The organism is Dechloromonas hortensis, from assembly GCF_009469765.1.
GTDB classification, from domain to species: domain Bacteria; phylum Pseudomonadota; class Gammaproteobacteria; order Burkholderiales; family Rhodocyclaceae; genus Azonexus; species Azonexus hortensis.
In genome coordinates this window covers 595,685-621,817 of sequence record NZ_SSSQ01000002.1, presented here as the reverse complement: position 1 = coordinate 621,817, position 26,133 = coordinate 595,685, and the positions used below count along the sequence as shown (strand labels likewise).

31 protein-coding genes and 1 tRNA gene are annotated in these 26,133 nt (G+C 64.1%); 7 read left to right on the top strand and 25 right to left on the bottom strand.

Going from position 1 to position 26,133, the window contains the following annotated elements:
• Positions 1-102: 102 nt before the first annotated feature.
• The 10 genes from GH663_RS06340 to GH663_RS06295 form a co-directional block, all read right to left on the bottom strand.
• Complete coding sequence (locus tag GH663_RS06340) at positions 103-1,608, bottom strand: AMP-binding protein (RefSeq protein ID WP_153130797.1); 1,506 nt, start codon at positions 1,606-1,608, stop codon at positions 103-105.
• Positions 1,605-3,011: an acylating sulfoacetaldehyde dehydrogenase gene (gene sauS / locus GH663_RS06335; RefSeq protein ID WP_153130796.1), complete on the bottom strand. Its 1,407-nt coding sequence runs from the start codon at positions 3,009-3,011 to the stop codon at positions 1,605-1,607. The genes GH663_RS06340 and sauS overlap by 4 nt, the downstream gene beginning before the upstream one ends.
• Positions 3,008-3,997, bottom strand: coding sequence for an ATP-binding cassette domain-containing protein (locus GH663_RS06330; RefSeq protein WP_153130795.1), 990 nt, complete (start codon positions 3,995-3,997; stop codon positions 3,008-3,010). The genes sauS and GH663_RS06330 overlap by 4 nt, the downstream gene beginning before the upstream one ends.
• A gap of 11 nt (positions 3,998-4,008) precedes the next feature.
• Complete coding sequence (gene ssuC, locus GH663_RS06325) at positions 4,009-4,800, bottom strand: aliphatic sulfonate ABC transporter permease SsuC (RefSeq protein WP_153130794.1); 792 nt, start codon at positions 4,798-4,800, stop codon at positions 4,009-4,011.
• A 23-nt stretch (positions 4,801-4,823) separates the two neighbouring features.
• A complete protein-coding gene (locus GH663_RS06320) occupies positions 4,824-5,789 on the bottom strand; it encodes an aliphatic sulfonate ABC transporter substrate-binding protein (RefSeq protein WP_153130793.1) in 966 nt (321 codons plus the stop codon).
• Positions 5,790-5,799: 10 nt separating this feature from the next.
• Entirely contained in the window at positions 5,800-6,015 is a 216-nt protein-coding gene (locus GH663_RS06315) for a TOBE domain-containing protein (RefSeq protein WP_153130792.1), read from the bottom strand.
• Between the two features lie 228 nt (positions 6,016-6,243).
• The gene (locus tag GH663_RS06310) at positions 6,244-7,203 is read right to left on the bottom strand and encodes an ABC transporter substrate-binding protein (protein WP_153130791.1); all 960 of its coding nucleotides are present in this window, start codon (positions 7,201-7,203) and stop codon (positions 6,244-6,246) included.
• Positions 7,204-7,346: 143 nt separating this feature from the next.
• Entirely contained in the window at positions 7,347-7,793 is a 447-nt protein-coding gene (locus GH663_RS06305) for a DoxX family protein (protein WP_153130790.1), read from the bottom strand.
• A 137-nt stretch (positions 7,794-7,930) separates the two neighbouring features.
• Positions 7,931-9,109 carry an MFS transporter gene (locus GH663_RS06300; protein ID WP_153130789.1) on the bottom strand — a complete coding sequence of 393 codons (1,179 nt, stop codon included), beginning with the start codon at positions 9,107-9,109 and terminating at the stop codon, positions 7,931-7,933.
• Entirely contained in the window at positions 9,099-11,153 is a 2,055-nt protein-coding gene (locus tag GH663_RS06295; RefSeq protein WP_153130788.1) for a molybdopterin-dependent oxidoreductase, read from the bottom strand. The genes GH663_RS06300 and GH663_RS06295 overlap by 11 nt, the downstream gene beginning before the upstream one ends.
• A 152-nt stretch (positions 11,154-11,305) precedes the next feature.
• On the opposite strand from GH663_RS06295, the gene GH663_RS06290 reads away from it, so the two are divergent.
• Positions 11,306-12,157, top strand: a complete 852-nt coding sequence (locus tag GH663_RS06290) for an EAL domain-containing protein (protein WP_153130787.1) — start codon at positions 11,306-11,308, stop codon at positions 12,155-12,157.
• A complete protein-coding gene (locus GH663_RS06285) occupies positions 12,142-12,318 on the top strand; it encodes a hypothetical protein (RefSeq protein ID WP_153130786.1) in 177 nt (58 codons plus the stop codon). Before GH663_RS06290 ends, GH663_RS06285 begins: the two co-directional genes overlap by 16 nt.
• 42 nt (positions 12,319-12,360) lie before the next feature.
• On the opposite strand, the gene GH663_RS06280 is transcribed toward GH663_RS06285, so the two are convergent.
• The 3 genes from GH663_RS06280 to GH663_RS06270 all read right to left on the bottom strand — a co-directional run bounded on the left by GH663_RS06280 (position 12,361) and on the right by GH663_RS06270 (position 15,194).
• Positions 12,361-13,218 carry an amidohydrolase family protein gene (locus tag GH663_RS06280; protein WP_211371068.1) on the bottom strand — a complete coding sequence of 286 codons (858 nt, stop codon included), beginning with the start codon at positions 13,216-13,218 and terminating at the stop codon, positions 12,361-12,363.
• 71 nt (positions 13,219-13,289) lie between these two features.
• On the bottom strand, positions 13,290-14,309 hold the full coding sequence (locus GH663_RS06275; protein ID WP_153130785.1) for a sulfonate ABC transporter substrate-binding protein: 1,020 nt from the start codon (positions 14,307-14,309) through the stop codon (positions 13,290-13,292).
• Between the two features lie 12 nt (positions 14,310-14,321).
• Positions 14,322-15,194 (bottom strand): TauD/TfdA dioxygenase family protein, encoded by an 873-nt coding sequence (locus GH663_RS06270; RefSeq protein ID WP_153130784.1) that lies wholly within the window; start codon positions 15,192-15,194, stop codon positions 14,322-14,324.
• A 197-nt stretch (positions 15,195-15,391) separates the two neighbouring features.
• Between GH663_RS06270 and GH663_RS06265 the strand changes: the two genes are divergently transcribed.
• The 4 genes from GH663_RS06265 to GH663_RS06250 all read left to right on the top strand — a co-directional run bounded on the left by GH663_RS06265 (position 15,392) and on the right by GH663_RS06250 (position 18,903).
• Entirely contained in the window at positions 15,392-15,862 is a 471-nt protein-coding gene (locus GH663_RS06265) for a CoA-binding protein (protein WP_153130783.1), read from the top strand.
• Between the two features lie 9 nt (positions 15,863-15,871).
• Positions 15,872-17,152 (top strand): O-acetylhomoserine aminocarboxypropyltransferase/cysteine synthase family protein, encoded by a 1,281-nt coding sequence (locus tag GH663_RS06260; protein WP_153130782.1) that lies wholly within the window; start codon positions 15,872-15,874, stop codon positions 17,150-17,152.
• 153 nt (positions 17,153-17,305) lie between these two features.
• Complete coding sequence (locus GH663_RS06255) at positions 17,306-17,866, top strand: phasin family protein (RefSeq protein WP_170291350.1); 561 nt, start codon at positions 17,306-17,308, stop codon at positions 17,864-17,866.
• 191 nt (positions 17,867-18,057) lie between these two features.
• Entirely contained in the window at positions 18,058-18,903 is an 846-nt protein-coding gene (locus GH663_RS06250; RefSeq protein ID WP_170291349.1) for an EAL domain-containing protein, read from the top strand.
• A gap of 124 nt (positions 18,904-19,027) precedes the next feature.
• On the opposite strand, the gene GH663_RS06245 is transcribed toward GH663_RS06250, so the two are convergent.
• Positions 19,028-19,104, bottom strand: a tRNA-Arg gene (locus GH663_RS06245).
• A 6-nt stretch (positions 19,105-19,110) separates the two neighbouring features.
• Here GH663_RS06245 and GH663_RS06240 point away from each other — a divergent pair.
• The gene (locus tag GH663_RS06240) at positions 19,111-19,320 is read left to right on the top strand and encodes a hypothetical protein (RefSeq protein ID WP_153130779.1); all 210 of its coding nucleotides are present in this window, start codon (positions 19,111-19,113) and stop codon (positions 19,318-19,320) included.
• A gap of 74 nt (positions 19,321-19,394) precedes the next feature.
• On the opposite strand, the gene nifS is transcribed toward GH663_RS06240, so the two are convergent.
• The 11 genes from nifS to nifN all read right to left on the bottom strand — a co-directional run bounded on the left by nifS (position 19,395) and on the right by nifN (position 26,129).
• Positions 19,395-20,603, bottom strand: a complete 1,209-nt coding sequence (gene nifS / locus GH663_RS06235) for a cysteine desulfurase NifS (RefSeq protein ID WP_066881947.1) — start codon at positions 20,601-20,603, stop codon at positions 19,395-19,397.
• 44 nt (positions 20,604-20,647) lie between these two features.
• A complete protein-coding gene (gene nifU / locus GH663_RS06230; RefSeq protein ID WP_153130778.1) occupies positions 20,648-21,544 on the bottom strand; it encodes a Fe-S cluster assembly protein NifU in 897 nt (298 codons plus the stop codon).
• Between the two features lie 12 nt (positions 21,545-21,556).
• The gene (locus GH663_RS06225; protein ID WP_066881943.1) at positions 21,557-21,880 is read right to left on the bottom strand and encodes a HesB/IscA family protein; all 324 of its coding nucleotides are present in this window, start codon (positions 21,878-21,880) and stop codon (positions 21,557-21,559) included.
• A 121-nt stretch (positions 21,881-22,001) separates the two neighbouring features.
• A complete protein-coding gene (locus GH663_RS06220) occupies positions 22,002-22,418 on the bottom strand; it encodes a hypothetical protein (RefSeq protein WP_153130777.1) in 417 nt (138 codons plus the stop codon).
• Between the two features lie 3 nt (positions 22,419-22,421).
• Positions 22,422-22,769, bottom strand: a complete 348-nt coding sequence (locus GH663_RS06215) for a hypothetical protein (RefSeq protein ID WP_153130776.1) — start codon at positions 22,767-22,769, stop codon at positions 22,422-22,424.
• 105 nt (positions 22,770-22,874) lie between these two features.
• Positions 22,875-23,144, bottom strand: a complete 270-nt coding sequence (gene fdxB / locus GH663_RS06210; protein WP_066881937.1) for a ferredoxin III, nif-specific — start codon at positions 23,142-23,144, stop codon at positions 22,875-22,877.
• Complete coding sequence (locus GH663_RS06205; protein WP_153130775.1) at positions 23,141-23,359, bottom strand: CCE_0567 family metalloprotein; 219 nt, start codon at positions 23,357-23,359, stop codon at positions 23,141-23,143. Before GH663_RS06205 ends, fdxB begins: the two co-directional genes overlap by 4 nt.
• Before the next feature lie 12 nt (positions 23,360-23,371).
• Entirely contained in the window at positions 23,372-23,821 is a 450-nt protein-coding gene (locus tag GH663_RS06200) for a NifX-associated nitrogen fixation protein (protein WP_205629847.1), read from the bottom strand.
• Entirely contained in the window at positions 23,811-24,281 is a 471-nt protein-coding gene (locus GH663_RS06195) for a SoxR reducing system RseC family protein (RefSeq protein WP_153130774.1), read from the bottom strand. The genes GH663_RS06200 and GH663_RS06195 overlap by 11 nt, the downstream gene beginning before the upstream one ends.
• Positions 24,278-24,757 carry a NifB/NifX family molybdenum-iron cluster-binding protein gene (locus GH663_RS06190; RefSeq protein WP_153130773.1) on the bottom strand — a complete coding sequence of 160 codons (480 nt, stop codon included), beginning with the start codon at positions 24,755-24,757 and terminating at the stop codon, positions 24,278-24,280. Before GH663_RS06190 ends, GH663_RS06195 begins: the two co-directional genes overlap by 4 nt.
• Complete coding sequence (gene nifN, locus GH663_RS06185) at positions 24,720-26,129, bottom strand: nitrogenase iron-molybdenum cofactor biosynthesis protein NifN (protein ID WP_153130772.1); 1,410 nt, start codon at positions 26,127-26,129, stop codon at positions 24,720-24,722. Before nifN ends, GH663_RS06190 begins: the two co-directional genes overlap by 38 nt.
• Positions 26,130-26,133 lie beyond the last annotated feature (4 nt).

Genomic DNA, 26,133 nt, shown 5'->3' with positions numbered 1-26,133 from the left:
CAATTCCCAGAAAACGAACGAGTTCTATCGTAAGACGATGCGGGGTAATAAACGTTCGCGCGGCCTGCGGGGGGCGCCAGCGCTGCTTCCCGATGCTTTCCCCTAGTCCGTCGATTTAACTGTGGCCCCGATTTTCAGGCGCTGCACCTTGCCGGACGGCCCCTTGGGCAGTTCTTCGAGCCGGACGAAATAGCGCGGCGTCTTGAAGCGGCCGAGACGCTGCCGGCAGAAATCCCGCAGCATCGTTTCATCCCAGCGGCTGCCGTCGCGTAGCACGATGCCGGCGAGGATTTCCTGGCCGTAAAGGGCGTCCGGAATGCCGGTCACCGCCGCTTCCAGCACCGCCGGATGAGCGAGCAGTACTTCGTCGATTTCGCGCGGCGCGATGTTTTCGCCGCCCTTGATGATCAGCTCCTTGAGGCGGCCGGTGATGAAATAGAAGCCGTCGGCGTCGCGGTAGCCGAGGTCGCCGGTGCGCAGCCAGCCGTCGGCCGCGAAAGCGCGGGCCGTTTCTTCCGGCGCCAGCAGGTAGCCGGCCATCACGTTCGGGCCGCGAACCTGGATTTCGCCGGGCTGGCCATCGGCCAGAACTGCCCCGGTCGCCGGGTCGACCGTCCGCGCCTCGCAACCGAAAGCCTGACCAGGGCTGCCCGCCTTGCGCCAGGCGGCGGCCAGCGGGTTGGTGAAAATCGGCGCCGCCGTCTCGGTCAGGCCCATGGTTTCGATGACGCCGATCCCGAAGCGCGCTTCGAAAGCCCGCAGATGCTGCACCGGCAACGGCGCCGAGGCCGAGCGGCAGAAGCGGAGGCCGGCCGGCACGCTCGCTGGCGCCGGATCGGCCAGCAGGTAGGCGAGCATGGTCGGCACCAGGTTGAGCCAGGTACAGGCGAAGGCCGCCGCCTGCGGCCAGAAGGCGCCGACGCTGAAGCGCTGCGGCATGACCAGGCTGCCGCCGTGCCACAAGGGGGCCAGTGCGGTCACGATCTGCGCATTGATGTGGTACATCGGCAACACGGCCAGCACCCGGTCGGCCGGGCCGAGCTGATGCGCCTCGCTGACCAGGCGTGCCCCGGCCAGCACGTTGCCGTGCGTCAGCAGCACGCCTTTCGGACGCCCGGTCGTTCCCGACGTGTACATCAGCAGGGCCGGACTGTGCTGGCTCGGCGCCACGGCGGCCGTGCCGCTAGCGGCGACGGGCAGTTCCCCATCGAGCAGAACCAGGTCGACCGCACGCTCGACAAGCGCCAGTGCCTCGCGGACCCGCTCGGCATGCTCGGCGACAGTAAACAGCAGCCGACAGCCGGAATGTTCGATGACATAGGCCAGTTGCTCGCACAGGGCGAGCAGGCTGAGCGGCGTCGCGACATGACCGGCCGCCATGGTGCCGATCAGCAGCTGGACGGCGAGCGGGCCATTGGGCAGCAACCAGGCGACATGGCTGGCCGGCGGCAGCCGCCGCTCCCGGAAAAAGCCGGCCAGTTGGCCAGCCGCCGCCTGCAAGCCGGCGAAGGACAGCATCTGCCCCGAATCCGGCGCAATCAGGTAAATCCGCTCGCCCTGCTGAACCGCCTGCCGGACGAGCAGCTCGCCAACCGTGTCGATGCTCATTGGCCGTAACGCTGCCAGTAATCGCCGAGCAGCGTCTCGAGCGCCGGCTGACGGGCCGGGATCGGGCGGACGATGCGGGTGATATTGAGGAAGTGGCGGTAGTTCAGGTTGTCGGAAAAGCCGTTGCCGCCCCAGGTGCCGCAGCCCATCGACAGCGAGAACGGCAAGCCGTTGTCGAAGGCGCCGCCGACGGCATAGCAATGCGCCTGGTCGACGATGACCCGGCAAACCGGCAACTCCTCGGCCAGACGACGAATCTCCTCGCTCGAACCGCCCTGGATGCCAACCGAATGGCCCTTGCCCTGGTACTCATAGAGCCGGTTGACCTGCTGCAGTGCGGCCGCGAAATCCGGCACGCGATAGACGGCGAGGACCGGCGACAATTTTTCGCCGGAGAACGGGTATTCCGGCCCGACACCCTGCTCCTCGACAAGCAGGAAACGGGCACTTGCATAGACTCCGCCGGTCAACCCCGCCAAAACAGCAATTTCCGGGGCCGAACGGGCGACCGCCGAGGGGGCCGGTTTGCCGCCGGAAAACAGGCTGGCCGCCAGTTGCCGCTTCGCCGCCGCGTCGAGCAGCACCCCGCCCTGCCCCTGCAAGGCTGCGCGCAGCGCCGGCCAGGCCGCTTCGATAACGACCAGGCTGTTTTCTGACGAGCAACTGGTCGCATTGTCGAAGGTCTTCGAGGCGGCGATGCGTTCGGCCGCCAGCGCCGGGTCGGCCGCCGCCGTCACGATCACCGCGACATTGCCGGCACCGACGCCAAGGGCCGGCGTGCCGCTGGCGTAGGCGGCGCGGACATTGGCCTGCGAACCGGTGGCGACGACCAGGTCGGCCTGCCGCATCAGCGCCTGGACCAGGCTTTTCGAACCGGGTGGCGGCAACTGCTGGACGAGATCGAGCGGCGCCCCGACTTTCCGCAATTCGGCATGGACGAATTCGAGCAGCCGGCGACAGGTCGAGGCGCCCTTCGGCGACGGCGCCAGGATGATCGCATTGCGTCCCTTGAGCGCGTTGATAATGTTGTTGGCCGGCGTCGCCCCGGGGTTGGTCGAGGGCGTGATCGCCGCGACGACGCCGACCGGCCGGGCGACCTCGGTGATGCCGCTGAGCGGGTCGTCGGCGATGATGCCGACCGTGCGCCGGCCCTTCAGGTCGCCGAGCAGGCCCAGCGTCTTGCGATGATTTTTCCGGAACTTGTCCTCGACGACGCCGAGACCGGTATCGCGCACCGCCAGTTCGGCCAGTTCCCGGTTGCGCCGGGGTTCGAGAATGGCCCAGGCAGCAGCGTCTACCGCAGCATCGACCTGGCCCTGCGTCCATCGCTCGAAGACGGCCTGGGCTTGGCGCGCCCGCTCGACCAGGCTGTTGACGACATCTTCTGCATTGTTCCCGCTCACGTCGCCAGCACCACCTCGTTGGACTTGAAAGTGGCCAGCACCTCGGCCCCGATTTCCAGCGGCTGTTCGCTCAGTGAGCGGGTCAGCACGGTCGAGGTGACCAGCCCGGAGGCGGTCAGGATGCGGACTTCGGAGAGCACGCTGTCGACGACGATTTCGCTGATCCGGCCGCGAATCTGGTTGCGGTTGTTGATCGCCTCGACCGTCATCAGGCGTTTCAGGACGCGGCTTTCGCGCTGCGCAAACAGCGCTTCGCCGTGCTCGCGCGGCCGGGCCAGCGCCACCGCTTCATCGAGCGTGATCCGGCCATCCTCGACCAGCACGATGCGGTCGCCGAGCGCCACCGCTTCCGAGACGTCGTGCGTAACCAGCAGCGCCGTAAAGCGGTGCTGCTTCCAGATGCTTTCGATCAGGCGCTGCATCTCGATCCGGGTCAGCGCATCGAGCGCGCCGAGCGGTTCGTCGAGCAGCAGCAGGCGCGGCCGGTGGATCAGCGCCCGGGCCAGGGCGACGCGCTGCCGCTGACCGCCGGACAGGCGGCTTGGCCATTCGTCGGCGCGATCCGCCAGGCCGACCTGGCCGAGCACTTCGAGCGCCCGTTCGCGAATTTCCCGTTGCGAGCCGTCGAGGCCGATGGCGATATTCTGGATCACCGTCCGCCAGGGCAGCAGGCGGGCGTCCTGGAACATCATCCGGACATCGTCCTTGAGCACCTCGGCCGGCTGGCCGTCGAGCAGGATGCCGCCGCTGCTCGCCGTATCCAGCCCGGCCAGCAGGCGCAGCAAGGTGCTCTTGCCGCAGCCGCTGCGGCCGACGATGGCGATGAATTCGCCGGCTGCGATGTCGAGATCCAGGCCGTGCAGCACCTGCCGCTCGCCGAAACGCTTGATCAGCTGGCGGACGCCGATGCTCAGGCCGGGCGCCTGCACTTTCTCCTTGCCCTGGGCCGAGCGGACTTCATTCAATTCACGGTGGTCGATTTGCATGTCTGTTCCGATCAGGCGGCGCTGTAAGAGTTGTTCCACTTCAGCCAGTGGCGTTCGAGGAGCCGGGCGGCAACGTCGGCCAGCTTGCCGAGCACTGCATAGAGCAGGATGCCGAGCAGCACGACGTCGGTCTGCAGGAACTCGCGGGCATTCATCGTCATGTAGCCGATGCCGGCCTGGGCCGAGATGGTCTCGGCGACGATCAGGATCACCCACATGAAGCCGAGGGCGTAGCGCACGCCGACCAGGATGGAGGCCAGCGCCCCGGGCAGGATGACTTCGCGGTACAGCGACCAGCCCGTCAGGCCGTAGCTCCTGCCCATCTCGATCAGCGCCGGATCGACCGAGCGGATGCCGTGGAAGGTGTTGATATAGACCGAGAAGAAAACGCCGAGCGAGATCAGGAAGAGCTTGGCCATCTCGTCGATGCCGAACCACAGGATGACCAGCGGGATCAGCGCCAGCGGCGGAATGTTGCGGATCATCTGCAAGGTGGTGTCGAGGGCGATCTCGACCTTGCGGAACGACCCGGTGAGCAGGCCGAGCAGCAGCCCGAGGCCGCCGCCGATGGCGAACCCGGTCAACGCGCGCAGCGAACTGACCTTGACGTGCTGCCACAGTTCGCCCGTCGCCGCCAGCGCCACACCGGCCTTGAGGACCGCGAACGGCTCGGGCAGGATGCGGCTGGACAGCCAGCCGACGCGGGCGGCAATTTCCCAGGCTGCCAGAATGGCGACCGGCAGCAGCCAGGGAATCAAGGCGCCACGCAGGCGGTTCAGGAGGGTGCTTTTCTGACTCATCATTCAGCTCCGGAAAAGCGCCCGCCTCAGGCCGGCGGCTTCCACAAGGTGACCGCGATCTCGACCTTGCGCGGTAGCAGGCCCTGCGCGTGGAAGGTATCGGCGATCTTTTGTTGTTCGACCAGCGACTCGGCGCTGACTGCGCGCACGTCGTAGCTGCGCCGGGCATTGGCCGCCTCGACCGTGCCGGCATCCAGGCCCCAGACCGGTGCCAGCTGGGCGGCGGCCTCCTTCGGGTTCTGCTTGACCCAGCGCCCGGCCTTCTTCAACTCGTCGTAGAAGACGGCGACGAGGTTGGCCCGCTTGTTGTAGAAGTCGAGCGAGGCCAGGTAGTAGCGCTGGTAATCGGCGACGCCCTTGCCGTCGGCCAGGACGCGTGCCTGCGACTGGCGCTGGACGGCGGCGAGGAACGGGTCCCAGATCACCCAGGCATCGACGCTGCCGCGCTCGAAGGCGGCGCGACCATCGGCTGGCGTCAAGTAAGCCGGCTCGATATCCTTGAAGCTCAGGCCATGCTTTTCGAGCAGCGCGATCAGCAGGTAATGAGCCCCGGCCGCCTTGGCGACGGCCACCCGCTTGCCCTTCAGATCGGCCACCGAACGGATCGGCGAATCGGCCCGGACGACGATGCTCTGCGCCGTCGGCGACGGCGCTTCCTGCGCGACATAGGCTAGTTTGGCACCGGCTGCCAGCGCGAAAACCGGCACCGTATCGGCGACGTCGGCCGAGAAATCGACGCTGCCGACGTTCAGGGCTTCAAGCAAAGGCAGGCCGGAGGCGAATTCGTGCCAGGTGACCTTGGCGCCCAGCGGTTCCAGGCGCTTTTCCAGCGTACCGTTGGCCTTGAGCAGCGTGATCAGGGTCGAGGATTTCTGGTAACCGATGCGCACCGTCACCTCCTCCGCGGCGCGGGCGAAGCCCGGCAACAGCGAGGCAGCGCCGGTGGCGGCGGCCAGGGCAAGCAGTTTCCGGCGTTGGCTGTCGATCGACATGATGCCTCCCTTACAGCTTTGCGATGGAAACTTCGGTCGCCTTGACCAGCGCCAGCACCTCGACGCCGACCTTGAGCTGCAGCTCCTTGACCGAGCGCGTCGTGATCACCGAGGTGACGATGCCGAAAGGCGTATCGACATCGACTTCCGAAACGACCGGCCCTTCGATGATTTCCTTGATCTTGCCCTTGAACTGGTTGCGGGCGTTGATGGACTGGATGGTCATGATGTATTCCTCATTGAATGGATGCGATGGGGAAATTATGCGGACCAGCCCGGCCCTGACTAACGACGAATCCCTTAGAAGCTTATGCGGCGGCTCGTCTAATTAAATAAGCTTGAGGTTGTGGCGAGCTGAATCGGGCTGGATAGCCTCACCAAGGGGCCAGAAAAATAGCCAGGAGCCCTGCCGCAGCAGGGTTCCTGGCCTTGAGACAGCCTCCGGCAAGCTCGTTTAACGGACCAGCGTCCCGTTAAACGAGGTGTCGATCACCTTGCGCACATCGAGCGCCACCGGCAGCACGTTCACCTTGTGCAGGAAATCCGCGGTTACCTGCAGGTCGGCCGTCGCCTTGGCGTCGACCGGGACGACGGTGAGTTTGGCCTGGCCGAGCCAGTGACGGGACACTTCGCGGTCGAGCGCGGCACGGGCGGCCCAGGCGTCGGCGTAGGTGTCGATGTTGGCCTCGACCCAGGCCCGCGCCTTCTTCAGGCGCAGCAGGAAGTCCTCGATCGCTGCACGTTTCTCGGCGACGGACGTAGCATTGGCCGCGATGGCGCTTTGCGCCGGAATGATGCCTTCTGCGGTGAACAGCACGCGGGCGCCGTTTTTCACCACTTGCTGCGAGATGTAGGGTTCCCAGACCGGAAAGGCGTCGATGCTGCCGGTCGGCAAGGCATTGGCGGCATCGAGCGGCATCAGCTTGACGAAATCGACGTGGTTGCTCGGCAGGCCCGCCTTGTCGAGGGCCCCCAGCGCCAGTTGCTGGCTCCAGGCACCCGGCCAGTAGGCGACCTTCTTGCCCTTGAGGTCGGCAATGCTCTTCGCAGTGGATTCCTTCGGCACCAGCAGGCCGACTGTTTTCTGGTTCTGGCGAGTGATGCCGATCAGCTTGGCATTCGAACTCTTGGCGGCGAGGAACAGGAAGCCCGAATCGCCGAGGAAACCGATGTCGATGGCCCCGGCGTTGAGCGCCTCGGCGAGCGGCGCGGCCGCCTGGAACGGCGCCCATTCGACCTTGTAGGGCGCGCCTTCGAGGGCCTTGGAGAGTTCGAGCGAAGCACGGATGTTGTAGTAGTTCTGGTCGCCGATGCGCAGGACCACGGGATCTGCCGCGTTGGCCGTTGCGGCGAAAACCGACAGGCTGGCCAGGGCGAGGACGACGGAGCGGCGAATCTGATTGAAGCGTTTCATGGTGTTCCGATAAAAATGGTTGGGAGGCACATTTTTCAGCGCCGACGCAGCCGGCGAAACGAATTAATCCTGCATTTGATATATGGCCGCGCCCCATAAAAAAAGACCCCGCCGCAGCGGGGTCTCATTACCGACTGGCGCCATCAAGCCGCCAGCAGCTGTTGCGGCCCGCGTCGCCATTGCCATTTTTCCGGCAAGCGCAAGGCATAGGCCCCATTGCCGAGCAGCGACTGGCTGACGGCGATCAGCACCAGAACGAGCGGAAACTCCCAGCCGCCACCGTTCGACGAAAACAGCCAGCCATTGCCAGCATGCACCCACAGCGCCCCGAACAGGATGGGCAGGACGGCCAGCGCCACCCATCGTGACAAGACGCCGAGGATCAGCAGCAGGCCGCCACCGATTTCACCGGCCACCACCGGGTAGGCCAGATAGCCGGGGAAGCCGAGCGAAGCGAAAAAATCCACCGTTCCCGGCAAGGAAAAACCGAGCAGCTTGAGCAGGCCATGCGACAACAGCACGCCACCCAGCGTCAGGCGCAGCAACAAGGCGCCATACCCGGCCAACCGATCTTCAGACGCAGCACTCATGGATAGTTCTCCTGAAAAGACAATGAATGAAAAACCGCGTTTTCAGTTTAGGAGGCTGCGCCCCGGCGACAACGATTGTTTGCCGATATCGACATCGGCCGGCCCGCCATGTCCTTATCCTGCCCGGCTGGAAAAGCTCATTCCGGCGCGGTGCGAATGAAGAACAGCGCCGTCAGGGCGAGCAGCGAGACGGCAAACGACAAGGCGATGCCGCGGACGGCGCCGCCGGCTTCGAGCAGCAGTGCTAACAGGAAAGGCGCCGCAGCCTGCGTCAAGCGCTGGGCGACGGCCAGTCGGCCCTGCAACAGCCCGTAGCCGGCCGGCCCGAAGAGGAACAGCGGTAGCGTCCCCTTGGCGATGGTGATCATGCCGTTGCCGGCACCGTGCAGCAGCGCCAGAGCCACCGCCCCGGGCGGGCCGCCAAGCAGCAGCAGGCCGAGCCCGCCCAGCGGATGCAGGGCGGTCGCCAGTCGTGCGGTGGACAGTGGATTTGTCCGCAATTTGTGGGCGGCGACCAGCTCGGCCAGCCGGGCCGCCACCTGGGCCGGGCCGACGAGGGCTGCCGCAGCAATGGCGACGGTGAGCGGCAGGCCGCTGGCCAGCAACAGGCCAGGCAGATGGGCGGCCATCGCCGAGGTGACGAAGGCCGTCGCCGCCCCGAAGACGAGCAGCGCCAGGAAATTGCGCCGGTTGGCGACCGGCGGCGCCTGTCCGGTTCCGGCCGGCGAGGCGCCGCCAGCCTTTGCCGCCAACCGCAGGGCGGACGGCATGAACCGGTAATTTAGCGGCAAGGCCAGCAGCAGGTTGGCGCCGGCCCAGGCCAGACAGGCCGTCCGCCAATCCCAGTGAGCGACCAGCCAGGCGGTCAACGGCCAGCCGATGGTGCTGGCAAAGCCGCCGAGCAGTGTGATGCCGGTGATCGGCAGGCGGGCCGCCAAGCCATGCTCGCGGACCAGTGCGGCAAAGGCTGCATCGTAGAGGCCAAGGGCCATGCCGACGCCGATCAGTGCCCAGGCCGCGAATACCCCGGCCAGACTGTCAGCCATGCCGAGCAGGCCGAGACCGGCGGCCAGGATCAGGCTGGAAAGGCAGAGCACGCCCTGCCCGCCGCGCCGGTCGATGTGCCGCCCGACGGCCGGCCCCAGCGCCGCCATCAGCAGCAGCGCAACCGAAAAGGCAGCGAAGACCAGCGCGGAATCGAAACCCAGTTCGGCGGCCAGCGGTCGGGCGAGCAGTGCCGGCAGGTAGGTCGACGAAGCCCAGGCAACGGTCTGGACCAGGCCGAGCGCCAGGACTTGCGGCGTTCTAGCCGACACGCTCGAGCCAGACCGCGGTGTCGTGATAGGCCACCCCGGCTGCCGGCCAACCCGGTTCGGCGCTGACCAGAGCGTTGATGCCGATGCCCTCGATGAAGGCTGCGTTCGGCCACTGGCTTTCGACGACCACGGTCTCCGGCTGCAGGCCGGCGACCGGCCTGGCATGCAGGGCGACGCTGCCCTGCGCATTGCCGAGGCGAACGACATCGCCCTCGGCGATGCCCAGGCGGGCGCAGGTATCGCGGTGGATCAGCACGGTCGGCCGCCCCTCGCCATCGCGCGAGCTTGCCGTCTCGGTAAAGGTCGTATTCAGGAAATGGCGGGCCGGTGCGGCAACCAGCCGGAAAGGCTGGGCCGCGGTCGGCGTGTCGATGACGGCCTGGTGGTCGGGGAAAGCCGGCATCGCGGCATGCCCTTCGCCGCGCTGCGCCCAGTCCGGCACGAAGCGGAAGCGCCCGTCCGGGTGGCCGAAGCCGTCGAGAAAATGCGCCTGCTCGAAAGGCTGGGCGCAATCGAGCCAGCCAGCCGCCAACAGTTCGTCCGCCCCGGGCTTGCCGGAAGCGCGCAGTACGCTATCGACCACCTGCCATTCGCTCAGTGCGAATGCCGGGTGCTCGATGCCCAGGCGTTTTGCTAGCTGGCCAATGAAGTCGTGGTTGGAGCGGCATTCGCCGAGGGCCGGGACGAGCGCCCGCGACGCCTGCAGGAAGCTGTGGCCGGAGGCCTGGTAGAGATCATCGTGTTCGACGAAGGTCGTCGCCGGCAGCACGAGGTCGGCCAGTTGCGCCGTCTCGGTCATGAACTGTTCATGGACGCAGACGAAGAGATCCTCGCGCAGCAGGCCCTGGCGAACGCGCCGGCTGTCGGGTGCGACCACGGCCGGATTGGTGCTCTGGATCAGCATGGCGCTGACCGGCGGGCCATCGCCGATGTCGCGCCGGTCGCCGGCCAGCACGGCGCCGAGGCGTCCCATGTCGAGCTGGCGTGCCGGCGGCGGACTGGCATCAAGACCATAAAGGAGGCGCGTGTCCAGCCCGTACAAGCCGCCATTGCTGTACAGCGCGCCGCCACCCCGGTGCTGCCAGGCACCGGTCAACACCGGCAGGCAACTGACCGCATGCATGGCCGCCGAGCCGTTGCGCTGGCGGGTAAAGCCGTAGCCGAGGCGCAGGTAGCTGCGCCCGGTCGAACCGTAAAGGCGGGCAAAGCGGGTTATTTCCTCGACCGACAGCCCAGTGATCTCGGCCGCCCAGGCCGGCGTCCGGCTGGCCAGGTGGGCCTCGACGGCCGGCGAGAAATCGCTCAGGCGGGCCAGATAGCTGCGGTCGACGAGGTTTTCGGCCAATAAAACGTGCATCAACGCGCAAGCCAGCGCGCCATCGGTGCCCGGCTTCAACGCCAGGTGCAGGTCGGCCTTGGCGGCCGTTGCCGTCCGGTAGGGATCGATCACGACCAACGGCACATCGCGCTCGCGCCGAGCCTTCTGCACCCAGTGCATGAAATTGACCTGGGTGTGCACCGGGTTGCCGCCCCAGATGACAATCAGTTCGGATTCGAGCATTTCACGTGGATCGACGCCGCGCTTGGCGCCGACGCCAGCCAGCCAGCCGGCATCGGACAGGGCGACGCAGAAAGTCTCGCGCTGCCGCGACCAGCCGGCCAGATGGCCGAGCCGGCGAATGGCGCCGCGCTGGACGAAGCCCATCGTGCCGGCATAGTGGTAAGGCCAGACCGTTTCCGGGCCGTGGCGGTCGATAGCCTGTTGCAGCCGCCCGGCCAGCAGGTCGAGTGCTTCATCCCAGCCAATCGGCGCAAACTGGCCGCTGCCCTTGGCGCCGACCCGCAGCAGGGGCAGGGTCAGGCGCTGCGGATGGTTGCTCCGCTCGGCGTAGCGCGCCACCTTGGCGCAGATCACGCCGTCGGTATAGGGCTGCGCGGCACCGCGCAGGCGGCCGATACGGCGCTCGGCGGTGATCTCGACGTTGAGGGCGCAGACGCTGGGGCAATCGTGCGGACAGACACTGGGACGAAAATACGAAGACATGCGGTGCGCCAGCAAATGGGGATGGCGCCTATTGTCGCGCCGCAGCCGAGGCCCTGCCAAACCCCTTTGTTATTTTCTTAGAAGGATTTTGTCCTTCCCCGCTGCCGGGCGAATGAATAAGGTCTCGGGCTGCGCAGCACAAGGGGGAAACCATGCCAATAGAGGAGCTTCTGGATTATTTCGTCGAACGGGAGAAAATTCCGTCGACGCCGGTATCGCATCTGCACATCGGCGAGAGCGGTGCCTCCGGGCTTTATCGCGGCCTGCACCTGACCAGCGTTTTTCAGCCGCTATTCGATGCCCGCAGCCTGAAAGCCAAGGCGCACGAAGCCCTGCTCCGCGTCCACAACAATGCCGGCCACAGCCTGTCGCCGGCCGCTGCCTTTGCCCTGCCGGCAACCAGCAGCGAAGTCGTCTATTTCGACCGGCTGTGTCGCATCGTCCATGCCTTGAATTTCGTCCGCCAGGCCGGTTCGGGGGCCGAACTCTTCGTCAATGTCAGCGGCCGCCACCTGCTTGGCGTCAGCAATCGCGGCCACGGCGAAATCTTCGAGCGCCTGCTCCACATGTGCGGCCTGAAGCCCCGCCAGGTCATCCTTGAAGTGCTGGAAGCCAAAGTGGACGACATCTCCCGCCTGAACGAGGCGGTGGCCGCCTATCGCGAACGCGGCTATCGCGTCGCCATCGACGACTTCGGCTGCGAACATTCCAATTTCGACCGCCTGTGGCGCCTGACACCGGATATCGTCAAGCTCGATCGTTCGCTGATCCTGCAAGGGACCAGCAACGAGCGGGCGCGGCGCATCCTGCCCAAGCTTGTCGACATCATCCATGAACTGGGCGCCGAGGTCGTCTGCGAAGGCATCGAGACGCCTGAGCAGCACGCGCTGGCCATTGATGCCGGTGCCGACCTCGTCCAAGGCTATTACTATGCCCGACCATCGGCCAAACTGTTCGCCCAGCTGCCCGCTTCCATCAAGGAAAAGACATGCGTCGCGGCCTGAAAGCTCGAAGGGAGGAGCGCAACATCGCCGAACCCGAACTGCTGCCGGAATTCAACCAGCAGCCCTTGCCGGTGGTCAGTTTTCGCGACCAGATCGCCCAGCTTGGCGTCATCGCCGGCCTGCTCAGTCTGGCCTGTCTGGCCTGGCGCTACCTGCCCTGAGCAGTTGAATGACTCCCCGTTCCCGGAACGGGGAGCTGCGCCTTAGAGCTTGAGCAGGCGCCGGGCGTTGCCGTGCAGCACCTTGTCGAGCACCCCATCCTTCCAGCCGAGCCGGACGAAATCGTCGACCGTCTGGCGCATCGGCCGGAACGGATAGGAGGTGCCGAACAGGAACTGCTCGCGCAGCACGCCGTTGGCCGCCTCGACATAGGTCGTGCTGCCCGGCGCAAACAGGTACATGTCCGGACAGAGATGGACATTCTCGTAGCGGAAGGCGACGCCGACGATCTCGTTCACCCGCGGCCAGAAGCCGTGGTAGCAAACGATGGCGAGCCGGGGAAAAGCCCGCGCCACCCGGCCGACGGCAGCCGGATCGTTATAGGCGAGATCGGGCGTGGTCGGCCCCGACATCAGGCAGACCGGCACCCCGAGTTCCTGGCAAAGATCGTAGACCGGGAAAAACACGGGGTTATCAGCATGCAGGGCCGGCGAACCGAAGCCGGGTTCGAGATTGATCGCCCGCTGGCCGAGCCCCTTGACCGAATGCTCGACGCCGGCCAAGGCCGCCTCGATGCCCCGCCCTTGCGGATCGACCGAACCGAGGCCGATCAGTTCGGGGGTGCCGGCGGTCAACTCGGCAATTTGCTGATTACTGACCACCAGTCCCGGCGTGTCGCGGCCGACCAGCACCGCCCGCGTGATACCGCTGCGGCGGATTTCGTCGAGATAGCCGGCCAGCGTGAAGGAAGCGTGGAAGTGCGTATCGTCCAGCGCACCGGTGCGCCGGCTCAGCCACTTGGCGGTCTCGTAGCCGGCCGTGCCGGGCGTCGAACCGTAGAATTCGGCCAGGAAGGCCGGGCGACTGCGAAAGTCGATGATTTGATCGGGAATATTGCTCATGGTGCTTTCCATCAAGATAAAAAAACGCCCCGCCGTTTGAGCAGGGCGAGGCGTCTGGCCGATTTGCCGGCTTATTGCCGGGCGGCCTGCTTGCCCACCGGGTTCCATGCGGCATCGGCGATGCGCACCTGCTTCGGCACCAGCTTCAGCTCGAAGAACTTGTCGGCAATCTTCTGCTGGGCGGCCAGCACCTCGGCCGTCACCGGCTTGACGCCGTAGCTCAGGCGGCCGGTCGCCACTTCGACGACGGGCAGTTCGATCCCGATCAGCGGCGAAATGAACTTGGCCACTTCCTGCGGATTCTGCTTGCCCCACTGGTCGATCTTGTCGATTTCCTCAAGCAGGATATGGACGATCTCCGGGTACTTCTCGGCATAGGGCCGAGCTGACAGGTAGAACTGGTGGTTGGCGACCGCGCCCTTGCCATCGGCCAGCGCCCGGGCATTCAACTGCTTCTCGGCGGCGGCCAGGAACGGGTCCCAGATCGACCATGCATCGACGCGGCCACTTTCGAAGGCGGCGCGGGCATCGGCCGGCGGCAGGTAGGAGACCTCGACATCCGAATACTTCAGGCCGGCGTTTTCGAGTACCCGGACCAGCAGGAAGTTGGCGTTGGAACCCTTGGCCACCGCGATCCGCTTGCCCTTCAGCTCGGCAACGCTCTTGATCGGCGAATCCTTGGGCACGATCAGCGCTTCGGCCGCCGGAGCCGGCGGTTCGTTGCCGATATAGACGAGGTCGGCACCGGCCGCCTGGGCAAAGATTGGTGGCGACTCGCCGACTGTGCCGACGTCGATGCTGCCGACGTTGATCGCTTCGAGCAGCGGCGGTCCGAACGGGAACTCCGTCCATTTCACCGCGACGCCCTTGTCGGCCAGCCGCTTCTCCAGCGTGCCGCGGGCTTTCAGGATGACCAGCGTGCCGTACTTCTGGTAACCGATGCGCAGTTCCTTCGGCCCGTTGCCTGCCGTCTGCGCCCCGGCCTGGCCGACCAGCGCCCCGCTCGCCGCAGCCGCCAGCGCGAGCAGCGTGCCGATCCGCCGCAGGCCGCGCCACAGGCGGCCCGGTTTCGATACTTGAATTTCGCTCATCGCGCTCGCTCCTCAGAAAGTCCGGTCTTCGCCAAAGGTGACGCGATGCAGCAGGCGATGCTGGTTGTCGTAGTCGGCCGTGGCGTAATGGACGGTGGCGCGGTTGTCCCAGATCGCCACTGTATTTTCTTCCCAGCGCAGGCGAGCCTGGAATTCGGGACGCTGGAACTGCGCGAAGATGAAGGCGAGCAGCGCATCGCTTTGCTGGCGCGAAATGCCCTTGATGCGGTCGGTAAAGTTGGGATTGACGTAGACGATTTTCTTCCCGGTCACCGGATGCGTCTGGATCACCGGATGCACGACCGGCAGATGATCGGCCCGGGCCTTGCGGTAGATCGCCTGGCCGTCTTCCAGTTGTTCAAAATACTGCGGCCAGCCGCTGTGCTCGAAGCTGTGCACCGCCTGCAGCTCTTCGAGATAGAGTTGCAGATGTTTCGGCAGCGAGTCGTACACGGCCGTGGCGCTGGCCCACAGCGTGTCGCCGCCGGCCGGTGGGATGACGTGGGAATAGAGGACGGTACCGGTCGGTGGATTGGCCGAGAAGGTGATGTCGGCATGCCACTGGTCGGTCCCGTAGCGATGGCCGGCTGGTTTGGCTTCCAGCACTTCGATCACGCTGTGCTTTTCATGGCGCGGGAAGAAGGCCTTGGCCTTGTCCGGGTCGCCGAAGACCTTGGCGACTTCGATCTGCTGCTCCGGGCTCAAGGTCTGCTGGCGGAAGAAGAGCACCTGATATTCGGCCAGCGCCTTGCGCAGTTCGCCGCGCAGGCTTTCGTCGGCGACATTCGCCAGGTCGATATCACGAATGGTCGCCCCGATATTCGGAGTATAGGGTTCGATAACCAGGTGTTTGTAGCCGGGAACGGCATTTTCGAGCTTGGACATGCGAGGAATCTCCCTGAAAGATTGGCCGGCGACTGCCGGGGTTCGTCAAATCTAGGGAGTGCCGCCAGCGCTGCCAACGACCGGTTTTTTCTTTGCTTATCAAGCCGGCACCGACAAGCTAATAAACAGGCTTCGCGCATAAGCTTCTAATTTTTTCGTCGTTTAGCCTGCGCTGGCGCCTCGCTAACATGCCGCCCATGAGCGATATCAACACCCTGCGCCGCGTCCTGCGCGAAAGCCGCACCATGGCTGTGGTCGGCCTTTCCGCCGACTGGTTCCGACCCTCCAACTTTGCCGCCAAGTACATGCAGGCGCACGGCTACCGGATCATTCCGGTCAACCCGAAATACGACGAGATTCTCGGCGAGAAGTGCTACCCCAATCTCGCCGCGATCCCGGAGCCGGTCGACCTGGTCGACGTCTTCCGCAAACCGGCCGACGCCTCGGCCATCGCCCGGGAAGCCGTCGCCATCGGCGCCCGGACCCTGTGGCTGCAGATCGGCGTGATCAATGACGAGGCGGTGAAAATTGCCGAATCCGGCGGGTTGTCCGTCGTCATGGACCGCTGCGTCAAGATCGAATATGCCCGCCTGTTCGGCGGCCTCAACTGGTTCGGGGTCAATACCCGGCTGATTTCCTCCCGCCGGCCGACCTGGCTGCCCTACTGAAAGTTTTCCATGGCTGATCACGATTACGGGTTCGACACCCTCTGCCTGCACGCCGGCCAGATTCCCGACGCCGCCACCGGCAGCCGCGCCGTTCCCATCTACCAGACCTCGTCCTACGTCTTCGACAGTCCGGAGCACGCCGCCAGCCTGTTCAACCTGCAGACCTTCGGCAATGTCTATTCGCGGCTCTCCAACCCGACCGTCGCCGTCCTCGAAGAGCGCATCGCGGCGCTCGAAAACGGCCGCGCAGCAGTCGCCACCGGCAGCGGCATGGCGGCCCAGATGATCGCCCTGCTCAACATCTGCGAAGCCGGCGACGAGATCGTCGCGGCACGCACGCTGTACGGCGGCACGCATACCCAGCTCGACGTCAATTTCAGGAAGCTCGGCATCAACACCGTCTTCGTCGATTCCGACGACCCGGAGAACTTTGCCCGCGCCATCACGCCGAAAACCAAAGTGCTCTATGCCGAAACGCTGGGCAACCCGTCGCTCAACGTGCTCGATCTCGAAGCGATCGGCCGCATCGCCGACCAGGCCGGCCTGCCGCTGTTCATCGACAACACTTTCGCCAGCCCCTACCTGTGCCAGCCTTTCAAGTGGGGGGCTGCGGTCAACGTCCATTCGGCGACCAAATTCATCGGCGGCCACGGCACGACGATGGGCGGCATCATCGTCGAATCCGGCAAGTTCCCGTGGGACAACGGCAAGTTCGCGACGATGACCGAGCCTTCGCCGGGCTATCACGGCGTCCGCTTCTACGAGACTTTCGGCGATTTCGGCTTCACGATGAAATGCCGCATGGAAGGCCTGCGCACCTTCGGCCCCGCGCTCTCCCCGTTCAACGCCTTCCTGCTGCTGCAAGGCGTCGAGACCCTGCCGCTGCGCATGGAACGGCACTGCACGAACGCGCAGGCCGTTGCCCGCTTCCTGCAGGATCACCCGAAAGTGGCCTGGGTCAATTACCCCGGGCTGGCCGGCAACCGCTATTACGATCTGGCGGAAAAATATCTGCCGAAAGGCGCCGGCGCCGTGCTCAGTTTCGGCATCAAGGGCGGCGCCGCGGCCGGTCAGCGCTTCATCGACAGCGTCGAGTTCCTGTCACACTTGGCCAACATCGGTGACGCCAAGACCCTGGTCATCCACCCGGCCTCGACCACCCACCGCCAACTGTCGGAAGAACAGCAGATCGCCGCCGGGGTCCCACCCGACCTGATCCGCCTGTCGGTCGGCCTGGAAACGCTAGACGACATCCTGTGGGACATCGACCAGGCGTTGGGCAAAAGCTGAAGTTCATATCCTTCGAAGCCCGCCGCTTCGAAGGATATGAAAACAATGTCATTCCCTCCGCCGGATGCGATCAACAGAATGAGGGTGCATGAACGGTGTCGTCACCACGGGCGGCACCACCATCAAGCCCCCTCATCCCTTCCGGAGATCATCATGGCAAATCCATCCATCGAGCACATTACCGCCGCCAGCGCGGCCAGCCTGGAAACGCTGCAGAGCGCCATCAACCTTACGCTGAACAGCTTCGAGAAACTCGCCTCACACCAGCTGTCGAGCACCCGGAACGTACTGCTGGAACAGCTGGACGGTGTCCGTAACCTGCTCGGCACCAAAACGCCGCAAGAAGCCTTTTCGCTTAACGGCGCCTACTTTCAGCCGCAGGTCGAACAGGCCATCGCCTACTATCGCGGCCTCCACGACATTTCCGCCAACACCCAGGAGGAATACGTCAAATTGCTGGAACAGGGCCATGCCGAACTGAACAAGTCGCTGTCCTCGGCGCTCGACTGGTACGCCAAGTCGGCCGGCAATTCCGAGCTGGCCGTCACCGCGGTCAAGTCGGCCATTTCGGCGGCCAATTCGGCTTTTGAGAACGCCAACAAGGCCGCCCGCCAGGTTGCCAACATCACCGAAGCCAGCGTCAGTGCCGCCAGCAAGGCGACCTCGCGCGCCGTCGAGGCGGTCAATTCCTCAACCCGCCGCAAGGCCGCTTGATCGAACAAGCCCCGGCGCGCTGCCGGGGCGCCAGTGCCGGTTAAAGATAATTTTCTGATAGCCAAATAATCGGTGATGAATTTGGATCGAAACTTTAAGTCGTATGACAGCAGGCGCTCGCCGCCTATAGTCTGCCGACAGCAACCAGGCCGGAACGCATGCATACGGGCCGCCTCTCATCAGGATTCCCCATGCCGCTTAGCGATTTAGTCAGAACGCTCAACCACCCGAAGTCCGGTCTGCCGGCCCACTACTCGCGCTCCGGGCTCGACCAGCCTTTCGTTGCCGCCGATGGCCGCGTCTTTCTGCATTTCGCCAACATCCGGCTCGAATCGCAGTTCCTGCCCATCGTCGAGACCGCCAGCGGCAAGCTGCACGGCCATGCCGCGTCGCTGCAGGCCTTCGGCCTCTCCAACCGCATTCCGCTGCTGCCCGAGTCGGTCTTCGTGCTGCCGACCGACAACGAGGAATTCGTCTATCTCGATCGCCTGGTCCGCACGCTGCACGCCCTGAATTACCTGACCCAGCCGGAACGCGGCAACCTGCTGCTCAAGGTCCATGCCCGCCATATCCTCAGCGTCTCGTCCCAGCACGGCCTCGCCTTCGAGGAAATCCTCAAGCCCTGCGGCCTGCTGCCGGAACAGATCACGCTGGAAATGGACATCAACGGCATCAATGACGCCGAACACCTGATCCGGGCCGTCAACAGCTACCGCTCACGCGGCTACGGCATCGCCATCGGGCAGTTTGGCCGCAAGAAGCTGGATTTCGGACTGCTCCGCGAATTGCAGCCCGATATCGTCAAACTCGATCAGAGCCTGCTCTCGTCAGATCGGCCAATTGCCAGAATCATCGAGACCATCCAGCAGTTGCCGGCCCGGGTCATGGTCGACAACATCGAGCTGACGGCACTGCGCAAACCGATCCTGGCAAGCGGCATCGATCTGCTCGGGGTGAGTTCCAGCTCGAAGATAGGCCTTGATCTTGAGTCGAGACAGGCTGATTTTCGATGTGCCAGCAACAGAAGTGCCGCTTAAAAAAACTAAAAATTGGGGCAACTACTGGGGTCAATGTGAATCACCCCGGAACTCGTTTTGTCGGTTGGGGATTTTTCATGCGCTTGTGTGAAAAACAATCGAACCACTAAGCTATTGATTTTATTGGCGTGCCCGGAGGGACTCGAACCCCCGACCTGCTGCTTAGAAGGCAGCTGCTCTATCCAGTTGAGCTACGGGCACGTGTGCTTGAAGCAAGGAGAAGCGTGGCTCCCTTTCAAACCTTGGCGCAAAGCGTATGCAGGAACATCGGCAAACTGTTTGCGCTGCTTCAAGAATGCTGCTTTGAGGATCACCGCCAGCCATCAGGCAAGCGGTGAAAAAGCTGCAGCGCGGATTTTACAGGGTAATTCTCAAGAACAAGAAGCCGAGGTGATCTCCGGCGCCAATCCGTCCTGAAAATGTGCCAAAAAAGAGCCCCGGAATTTCTTCCAGGGCTAACCGAGGTTACTGCAGAGAGAGACGGTTTGCCGTCAGGCGTAAGTCGGGGCGAAAGCGGCTTCCGGATTGGTGGCCGGGCCCTTGTCGTTCCAGTACGGCGAAAGCTTGCGCAGTTGGGCGATGATCGGCGGTACGGCCTCGATCACCCGGTCGACTTCGGCTTCGGTGTTGTAGCGGGACAGCGAGAAGCGGATGGTGCCGTGGGCTGCGGTATAGGGAATGCCCATGGCGCGCATGACGTGCGAGGGCTCCAACGAACCGGAGGTACAGGCCGAACCGGAGCTGCCGGCAATCCCCATCTTGTTTAAGAGCAGCAGGATGGCCTCGCCCTCGATATATTCGAAGGCGATATTGCTGGTGTTGGGCAGCCGGTTGCTGACGTCGCCGGTTGGGAAGCAATGCGTGATCTGGCTCAGGATGCCGGTTTCCAGCTTGTCGCGCAGGCGCTTGACCGTGGTGTTCTCCTCGGCCATATGCTGCATGGCCAATTCGCAGGCCATGCCGAGGCCGACGATGGAGGCCGAATTCTCGGTACCGGCCCGCCGACCGCGTTCCTGATGACCGCCGCGCAACAGCGGGCGGAAGCGGCAACCGCGACGCAGGTAGAGCACGCCGATCCCTTTCGGCGCATGCAGCTTGTGCCCGGAAAGCGAGAGCATGTCGATCTTGGTGTTCTTCAGATCGATGGGGATCTTGCCGACGGCCTGTACCGCATCGGTGTGGAACATGATGCCCTTGGCTGCCGCCATTTCGGCCATCTGCTCGACCGGGAAGATGGTGCCGGTTTCGTTGTTGGCCCACATCACCGAAACGATGGCGACCCGGTCGTTCAACAGGGAACGATACTCGTCGATATCGATGCGGCCCTTCTTGTCCACCTTCAGCTTGTGGACGATGTAGCCTTCCTTTTCCAGCCATTCGCACAGCGTCAGGATGGCCGGATGCTCGACGACGGTGGTGATCACTGTATTGCGGTCCGGCTGCGCCTTCAGCGCCGACAGGATGGCGGTCGAGTCGGACTCGGTGCCGCAAGAGGTGAAGATGATTTCCGAGTCATGCTCGGCGCCGAGCAGCGCCTGCACCTGGCCCCGGGCCTTCTTCAGGGCCTTGCCGACTTCGCTGCCGAAGGCATGAATCGACGAGGCGTTGCCGAAATGCTCCGTGAAGAACGGGAGCATGGCTTCCACCACTGCAGGGTCGCAGCGCGTGGTGGCGTTGTTGTCCAGATAGATGGGGTCCATGGCGCTGTCCTTTGCGTTTTCGGTCGGGATTGGGGGCTTGCTGGTCAGACTTCGGCCGGCATGTGCGATGACGGCAGCACCTGAACCAGTTCGCCCAGGGTTTCGATCATCTTCTGCTGGATACCGCCCAGGGTCGCTGCTTCCATCATGCAACCGGAGCAGGCGCCCTTCAGATGGACGTAGATTTTCTTGCCCTGCACGTCGGCCAGTTCGACATCGCCGTGGTCGCGCTGCAGCATCGGGCGGACCGACTCCAGCACTTCCTCGATCTTCTTGATCTTCTCGACGATCGACAGCTTCTTGGCCGGCGGCTTCGGGGCTTCCGGCGTCGCCGGGCAGGCTGGTGGCGGCGAGACTTCGCCCGGGCCGGCACGGTCGGCCATGACCTTGGCGAGAATTTCCTCGATCCCCTCGTGGCATGCCGCACAACCGCCGCCCGCCTTGGTGTAGAAGGTCACTTCCTCGACCGTGTTCAGGTTGTTGGCCTTGACCACGTCCTCGATCATCACCGCGTCGATGGCGAAACACTTGCAGATCAGCGCGCCCTCTTCGTGATCGTCCGACCACTCCTCGCCACGGTAGTTGGCGATGGCGGCCTGCAGGGCTTCACGGCCCATTACCGAACAGTGCATCTTTTCCGGCGGCAGACCGTCGAGGTAGTCGGCGATGTTCTGGTTCGAGACTTCGAGCGCCTGATCCAGCGTCATGCCCTTGATCATCTCGGTCAGCGCCGACGAAGAGGCAATGGCCGAGCCGCAGCCGAAAGTCTGGAAGTGCGCATCCTGGATGATCTCGGTCTCCGGCTCGACCTTGAGCATCAGGCGCAGCGCATCGCCGCACTGGATGGAACCGACATCACCGATGCCGTTCGCCTCTTCCAGCGGGCCGGAGTTGCGCGGATTGAAGAAATGTTCACGAACCTTGTCAGAGTATTCCCACATGGCGTGCGCTCCTTAGACCGAGAATGAAGAGCCGCAGGAACACTGCGAGCTGGCGTTGGGGTTGTCGAACTTGAAACCGGTGTGGGTCAGCGTATCGACGAAGTCGATATTGACGTTGTCGATCATCGGGAAAGTCATCGGGTCAACCAGCAGCTTGACACCTTCGACTTCCAGCTCCCAGTCGTCGTCTGCCTTCTCGGCTTCGAGCTTCATGCCGTACTGCAGGCCGGAGCAGCCGCCACCGGAAATGACCAGGCGCAAGCCGGCAACCGGCGTTTCGGAACCACGGATAAAGCGTTGAACAGCTTTTACAGCAGCGGGGGTCAGATTGATCATGGCGATTCTCCCAGAGTAGATGGGCTATTCATTGCAAGCCCTGTGCCATGTTCCAGGAAACAACTAAGCTACTGAATTCATTGAATTGTTGCAGCGCAACGCTTTGTCGCTTTTGCGACAATCACCCCAAAGCGTGTTGGTAGGCCCGACGCAGCAGATTGCGTTCGAGCTCGCTCAACTGACGGGATTCGGTAATCGCGATGAAGCGGCTGCCGATTCGCTCGGCCGCCGCAAAAGGCGGGTCGATACCGGTAAAGGCAGCGAGCAGCACCGGCACATCGCCGGCCGGGGTATCGACCCAGGCCTGGAACTCGGCGATCGGCTCGATGCCGCCTTCCGGCAGCCCGAGATGGATTTCCGCCTGGCGGACAAGCGCCGTCGGATGGAACTGCAGCGTCGGCGAATAGTCCTCGTCGCGCAGCGCCGCCAAGGCCGGCAGCGGCTGAAAAGCAACGACGCCCGAACTCAGGCAGAGGAAACGGAGACGACCGCTGGTGCCATGTTTATGGAGCAGGATCAGGCGGGGCGAGGCGGGCATCGCTTAGGTCGCGTACTCGGCCAGCACGGCCTCGCCGCGCAATTGCTGCGGTCGCCCCCAGATTTGCACGGAATCCACGTAACTGCCCGCCTTTTCAGGATGTGGCAACAAGACCTGGTACTCGGCAAAGATTCGACCATCGGGAAAGAAGGTCGCCTTGCCGAAACGCGCCCCGCCGCGCCAGTAGGCGATCACGCTGATCTCCTGCGAAAACGGGTCGGTCGTTTCCTCGAAGGCCGCCTCGGCCCAGACCGGCTCGTCGCCGATGCTCAGTCCGAGCTTGCTCACCTGGCTGCGCAGCGCATTACAGACCGCTTCGCCGATCGATGAATCAGGAATCCCTGGGTTCATATTTGCTTCCCTTCGCCATTCATCAGGCACCGCCAACGCCGAGGCCCGGGGCGTTCCAAGCGAGCGGAAACCCCGAAACCCCAGTGCCGAACAGCGCCCGCCGACTCAGGCCGGCGCGTAGGTGTAGCAGTCTTTTGGACAGACGCGACCGCAGGAGCCGCAGCCGATGCAATCCATCGCATTGGCCAGCGACATCACCATCATGTTGTCGTCTTCGTCATCGTTGTCATCATCGAGTTCGCGCTCGACCAGATCGAGGACATTGCGCGGGCAGACCTTGTAGCAGCGGCCGCAGCCGATGCACTTGGACTGGTCGAGATGGGTGGCGAATTGCGGCGTCCATTCGGCGCCGCCGCGGGTGAGTCCGGTAATCATGCGGGGAGTCCTTTCTGCGCGGCGGCCAGGCGCTTGTTGGCCTCGGCCCAGGCCTTGCAGGCGTCAAAGGTGGATTGGGAAAGTTCGGGAATCTCGTGGTAGGCCGCCGGCAGGCGGTCCTCCACCAAATCGTGCATTTGCGAGGCCCATTCGGAAGCGATGCGCTTCAACTTCTTCACTTCCTTGTCGAGGGCGGCGAGCTCTTCATCGGTCATGCCGCCCTCCCCTTACAGACCGGCGACGGCCGAGTTCTGGCCGATGCGTTCGATGGCGACGCCGAGGATCTTGTCGGCTTCGTCCTTCATCTTGGAGAGGCTGGCAAAGCCGAAGCGATGCACGTCGCGCAGGGTGCGATCGACGGCGACCAGCTTGCCGACGGTGATCAGCGCCCGACCGAAACCTTCGTGGGTCAGATGGACCAGCGGCACCGCCAGCAGCTTGCATTCCTTCTCGATCAGCACGGCGATGGCGTTGTAGAACGCCTTGACGCGGGAAATGGTTTCATCGTCCGGGTCGCCGATCAGCGGAATTTCCGCCTTGCGTTCCTTGGTCAGGACATACGGATCGAGGATTTTCTCGACCGTCCAGCCGGTGTAGGTGCCGTAGGTGTCCAGCGCGCGCATCTGGCGGGCCATTTCCTTGACGAAGTCGGTTTCGAAGATGGGATCAGCGCTCATGGTGGAACTCCTGTTGTGAAGCATTGGATTGGTTTGAAACGGGAATGAGTTGCGGCGCCGGCAAAAGCCCGGGAATCAGGCCGATGACGACCCGGGCGATGGCCAAGGCCCCGAGGAAGCCGGCAATGCCGCCGACTGCCGTCGCCGCGTCGCTGCCTTGCAGCGTCGCGCCGAGTCCGGCGCCGAGCAGCATGGCAAAGGCCGGGAAGAGATAGCCGAGCAGCGCGGAAAGGGTCAGCCGGCTTTGCGGCAAGCTGATGCAGACGACGTCGCCAGCCTTCAGATTGGCCGTCGTCGGCAGCGACAGCAAGGTGGCGGCGCGGCCGCTGGCCATCTTGCCGATGCCGCAGTTGCCGCCCTGGCCGCAGGACGAGCAGCCGGCCGTTTCCATGGCGACAATCGCCTTGCCGCCTTCGATACGCTGGACGATGCCGCGGTGTTCGATCAGATGGGCGCTCATCCTTCCCACCCCTCTTCTTCCATACTGGCGAAGCGGTCCTCGGTCTTGGCCTTGGTCTGGGCGGCAATAGCGCGGTCGATCCAGGCCACGCCACCTTCGCTCATCGCCTTGGAAATCTCGCCCAGCAGGTCGTCGACCGCATCAACCTCGTTGATCCGGATCGGCTGCACGCCCTTGGCCATCAATTTCTTGATCGCCGAGGCGCCAATCGCCATGACATAGACGGCGGCGCAGCCTTCGAGAAAATCGACTTTGACGGCGAGCTTGTCTTCGTTGCCATCCATCGCCTCTTCGGCGAATTCAGCGACGCCGACCAGCGTCGCCTTTTCCGGTGTCACGTCATAGACGACAAACCCCTCGGCGGCACCGAAGTGCTGATTGACCCGGGTCCGGTCGGTCGAGGCGAAAGCGACCTTGATCACGGCTTCCGGCTCCTGCTTAATGGACCAGACCAGTTGCAGACGACGAGAGGACATGTTGTTTGCCGGCGCCGAGTTCATCCCGGTCAGCGGCCCAGTAGATTGATCGATAGGGTTCGAGTTCATGGTGTTGTCCCAGCATCAGGTTGGCGAGATCGAACAGGGCTTGCCGCGTGCCGCGGTAACCCACCCAGGTGCGGGCATAACCGCCCACGTGGTCGTACTGCGGGAAGCCGGCGCGCAGCAGCGGCAGGCCGAGTCGGTGCGCCGTTTCGGCGGCGTGCGAGTTGGCGATGATGAATTGCGCATCAGCCGCCCTCGCCTGCTTTTCCATGTCTTCCAGATCGCCGATGACGACTTTCTCGATCGGCAGGCTGGCCAGGCTTTCGTGTTTGTGCGGGCTGACCGCGCTGACCACTTCGGCTCCCATGCCGGTCAGAAAACGAACCTGCATGCCGAGCAGATCGGGGTCAGCGGCCAGCGCAACGCGGGCGAAACCGACCATGAAATGGCAATCGACCATCGCATCCTGCAACTGGGCACGATGGCGCTCGACCTTCGCCGGCACCGGCTTGCCGGAAATCTCGGCCAGTGCCTGCGTGAAGGCGTCGCAATCGTCGAGGCCGAGCAGGCCGGCGAAACGGTAGTCGGGCACCCCGGTCCGCTTCTTCAGGATGTCGGCCGCCTTGTTCAGGGAGGGGCCGACCACCAGGCTGGCGGTCGACTCGCCCATGATCTCGATTTCCGAGCGTGGCGTCCCGCCGAGGGTCAGCGAAGAGGTCTCGGCTTCGACCAGATGACCATCGAGCGAATCGCCGATGTCCGGCACGACGATCGGACGCAGGCCGAAAGCCTCGACCCACTCCTTGATCGCCTCGATATCGCCCGGCGTCAGCATGGCCGAGGCCAGTACATTGACCTGCTTCGGCCGCTTGCCGACGCAATTGCTTTCCGGGACCAGCGTTTCGATCAGCGATTCGATGGCCAGCGCATAGCCGCTCTCCAGGCAACCTACATAATCCGGCGTATTGACCGGGACGACGGCGACGTGGGCGAATTCCGGGTGCGCCGTGCGGAAGTCGCGCAGTGCCCGGCGAATGTCGGTGCCCTGGGTTTCCGAGAGACCGGTGGTGACCAGACCGATGATGTCCGGCTTGCTCTTGTCGGACAGCGTGCGCAGCGCCTCGATGATGTTCTCGTCGGCGCCCATGATGGTCGATACCTGATCCATCGCCGTCGTCTGCAGCGGAATCGGTTCGCGGAAGTGGCGCACGAAGAAGACCTTGCCGAAGGCGGTGCAGCCCTGCGAACCATGCATCAGCGGCAGGCTGCGGGCGAGGCCGAGGAAGGCGAGCGAAGCACCGATCGGCTGGCTGACCTTGAGCGGATTGACCGCCAGCGCTTTCTTGGATTGGACGATTTCTGCCATGTCG

Bases quoted from the DNA above. Each gene is read 5' to 3' on its own strand.
- GH663_RS06340 (WP_153130797.1), bottom strand. From the start codon at position 1,608: ATGAGCATCGACACGGTTGGCGAGCTGCTCGTCCGGCAGGCGGTTCAG.
- GH663_RS06330 (WP_153130795.1), bottom strand. From the start codon at position 3,997: ATGCAAATCGACCACCGTGAATTGAATGAAGTCCGCTCGGCCCAGGGC.
- ssuC (WP_153130794.1), bottom strand. From the start codon at position 4,800: ATGATGAGTCAGAAAAGCACCCTCCTGAACCGCCTGCGTGGCGCCTTG.
- GH663_RS06320 (WP_153130793.1), bottom strand. From the start codon at position 5,789: ATGTCGATCGACAGCCAACGCCGGAAACTGCTTGCCCTGGCCGCCGCC.
- GH663_RS06315 (WP_153130792.1), bottom strand. From the start codon at position 6,015: ATGACCATCCAGTCCATCAACGCCCGCAACCAGTTCAAGGGCAAGATC.
- GH663_RS06310 (WP_153130791.1), bottom strand. From the start codon at position 7,203: ATGAAACGCTTCAATCAGATTCGCCGCTCCGTCGTCCTCGCCCTGGCC.
- GH663_RS06305 (WP_153130790.1), bottom strand. From the start codon at position 7,793: ATGAGTGCTGCGTCTGAAGATCGGTTGGCCGGGTATGGCGCCTTGTTG.
- GH663_RS06295 (WP_153130788.1), bottom strand. From the start codon at position 11,153: ATGTCTTCGTATTTTCGTCCCAGTGTCTGTCCGCACGATTGCCCCAGC.
- GH663_RS06290 (WP_153130787.1), top strand. From the start codon at position 11,306: ATGCCAATAGAGGAGCTTCTGGATTATTTCGTCGAACGGGAGAAAATT.
- GH663_RS06285 (WP_153130786.1), top strand. From the start codon at position 12,142: ATGCGTCGCGGCCTGAAAGCTCGAAGGGAGGAGCGCAACATCGCCGAA.
- GH663_RS06280 (WP_211371068.1), bottom strand. From the start codon at position 13,218: ATGAGCAATATTCCCGATCAAATCATCGACTTTCGCAGTCGCCCGGCC.
- GH663_RS06275 (WP_153130785.1), bottom strand. From the start codon at position 14,309: ATGAGCGAAATTCAAGTATCGAAACCGGGCCGCCTGTGGCGCGGCCTG.
- GH663_RS06270 (WP_153130784.1), bottom strand. From the start codon at position 15,194: ATGTCCAAGCTCGAAAATGCCGTTCCCGGCTACAAACACCTGGTTATC.
- GH663_RS06265 (WP_153130783.1), top strand. From the start codon at position 15,392: ATGAGCGATATCAACACCCTGCGCCGCGTCCTGCGCGAAAGCCGCACC.
- GH663_RS06260 (WP_153130782.1), top strand. From the start codon at position 15,872: ATGGCTGATCACGATTACGGGTTCGACACCCTCTGCCTGCACGCCGGC.
- GH663_RS06255 (WP_170291350.1), top strand. From the start codon at position 17,306: ATGGCAAATCCATCCATCGAGCACATTACCGCCGCCAGCGCGGCCAGC.
- GH663_RS06250 (WP_170291349.1), top strand. From the start codon at position 18,058: ATGCCGCTTAGCGATTTAGTCAGAACGCTCAACCACCCGAAGTCCGGT.
- nifS (WP_066881947.1), bottom strand. From the start codon at position 20,603: ATGGACCCCATCTATCTGGACAACAACGCCACCACGCGCTGCGACCCT.
- nifU (WP_153130778.1), bottom strand. From the start codon at position 21,544: ATGTGGGAATACTCTGACAAGGTTCGTGAACATTTCTTCAATCCGCGC.
- GH663_RS06225 (WP_066881943.1), bottom strand. From the start codon at position 21,880: ATGATCAATCTGACCCCCGCTGCTGTAAAAGCTGTTCAACGCTTTATC.
- GH663_RS06220 (WP_153130777.1), bottom strand. From the start codon at position 22,418: ATGCCCGCCTCGCCCCGCCTGATCCTGCTCCATAAACATGGCACCAGC.
- GH663_RS06215 (WP_153130776.1), bottom strand. From the start codon at position 22,769: ATGAACCCAGGGATTCCTGATTCATCGATCGGCGAAGCGGTCTGTAAT.
- fdxB (WP_066881937.1), bottom strand. From the start codon at position 23,144: ATGATTACCGGACTCACCCGCGGCGGCGCCGAATGGACGCCGCAATTC.
- GH663_RS06205 (WP_153130775.1), bottom strand. From the start codon at position 23,359: ATGACCGATGAAGAGCTCGCCGCCCTCGACAAGGAAGTGAAGAAGTTG.
- GH663_RS06200 (WP_205629847.1), bottom strand. From the start codon at position 23,821: ATGAGCGCTGATCCCATCTTCGAAACCGACTTCGTCAAGGAAATGGCC.
- GH663_RS06195 (WP_153130774.1), bottom strand. From the start codon at position 24,281: ATGAGCGCCCATCTGATCGAACACCGCGGCATCGTCCAGCGTATCGAA.
- GH663_RS06190 (WP_153130773.1), bottom strand. From the start codon at position 24,757: ATGTCCTCTCGTCGTCTGCAACTGGTCTGGTCCATTAAGCAGGAGCCG.
- nifN (WP_153130772.1), bottom strand. From the start codon at position 26,129: ATGGCAGAAATCGTCCAATCCAAGAAAGCGCTGGCGGTCAATCCGCTC.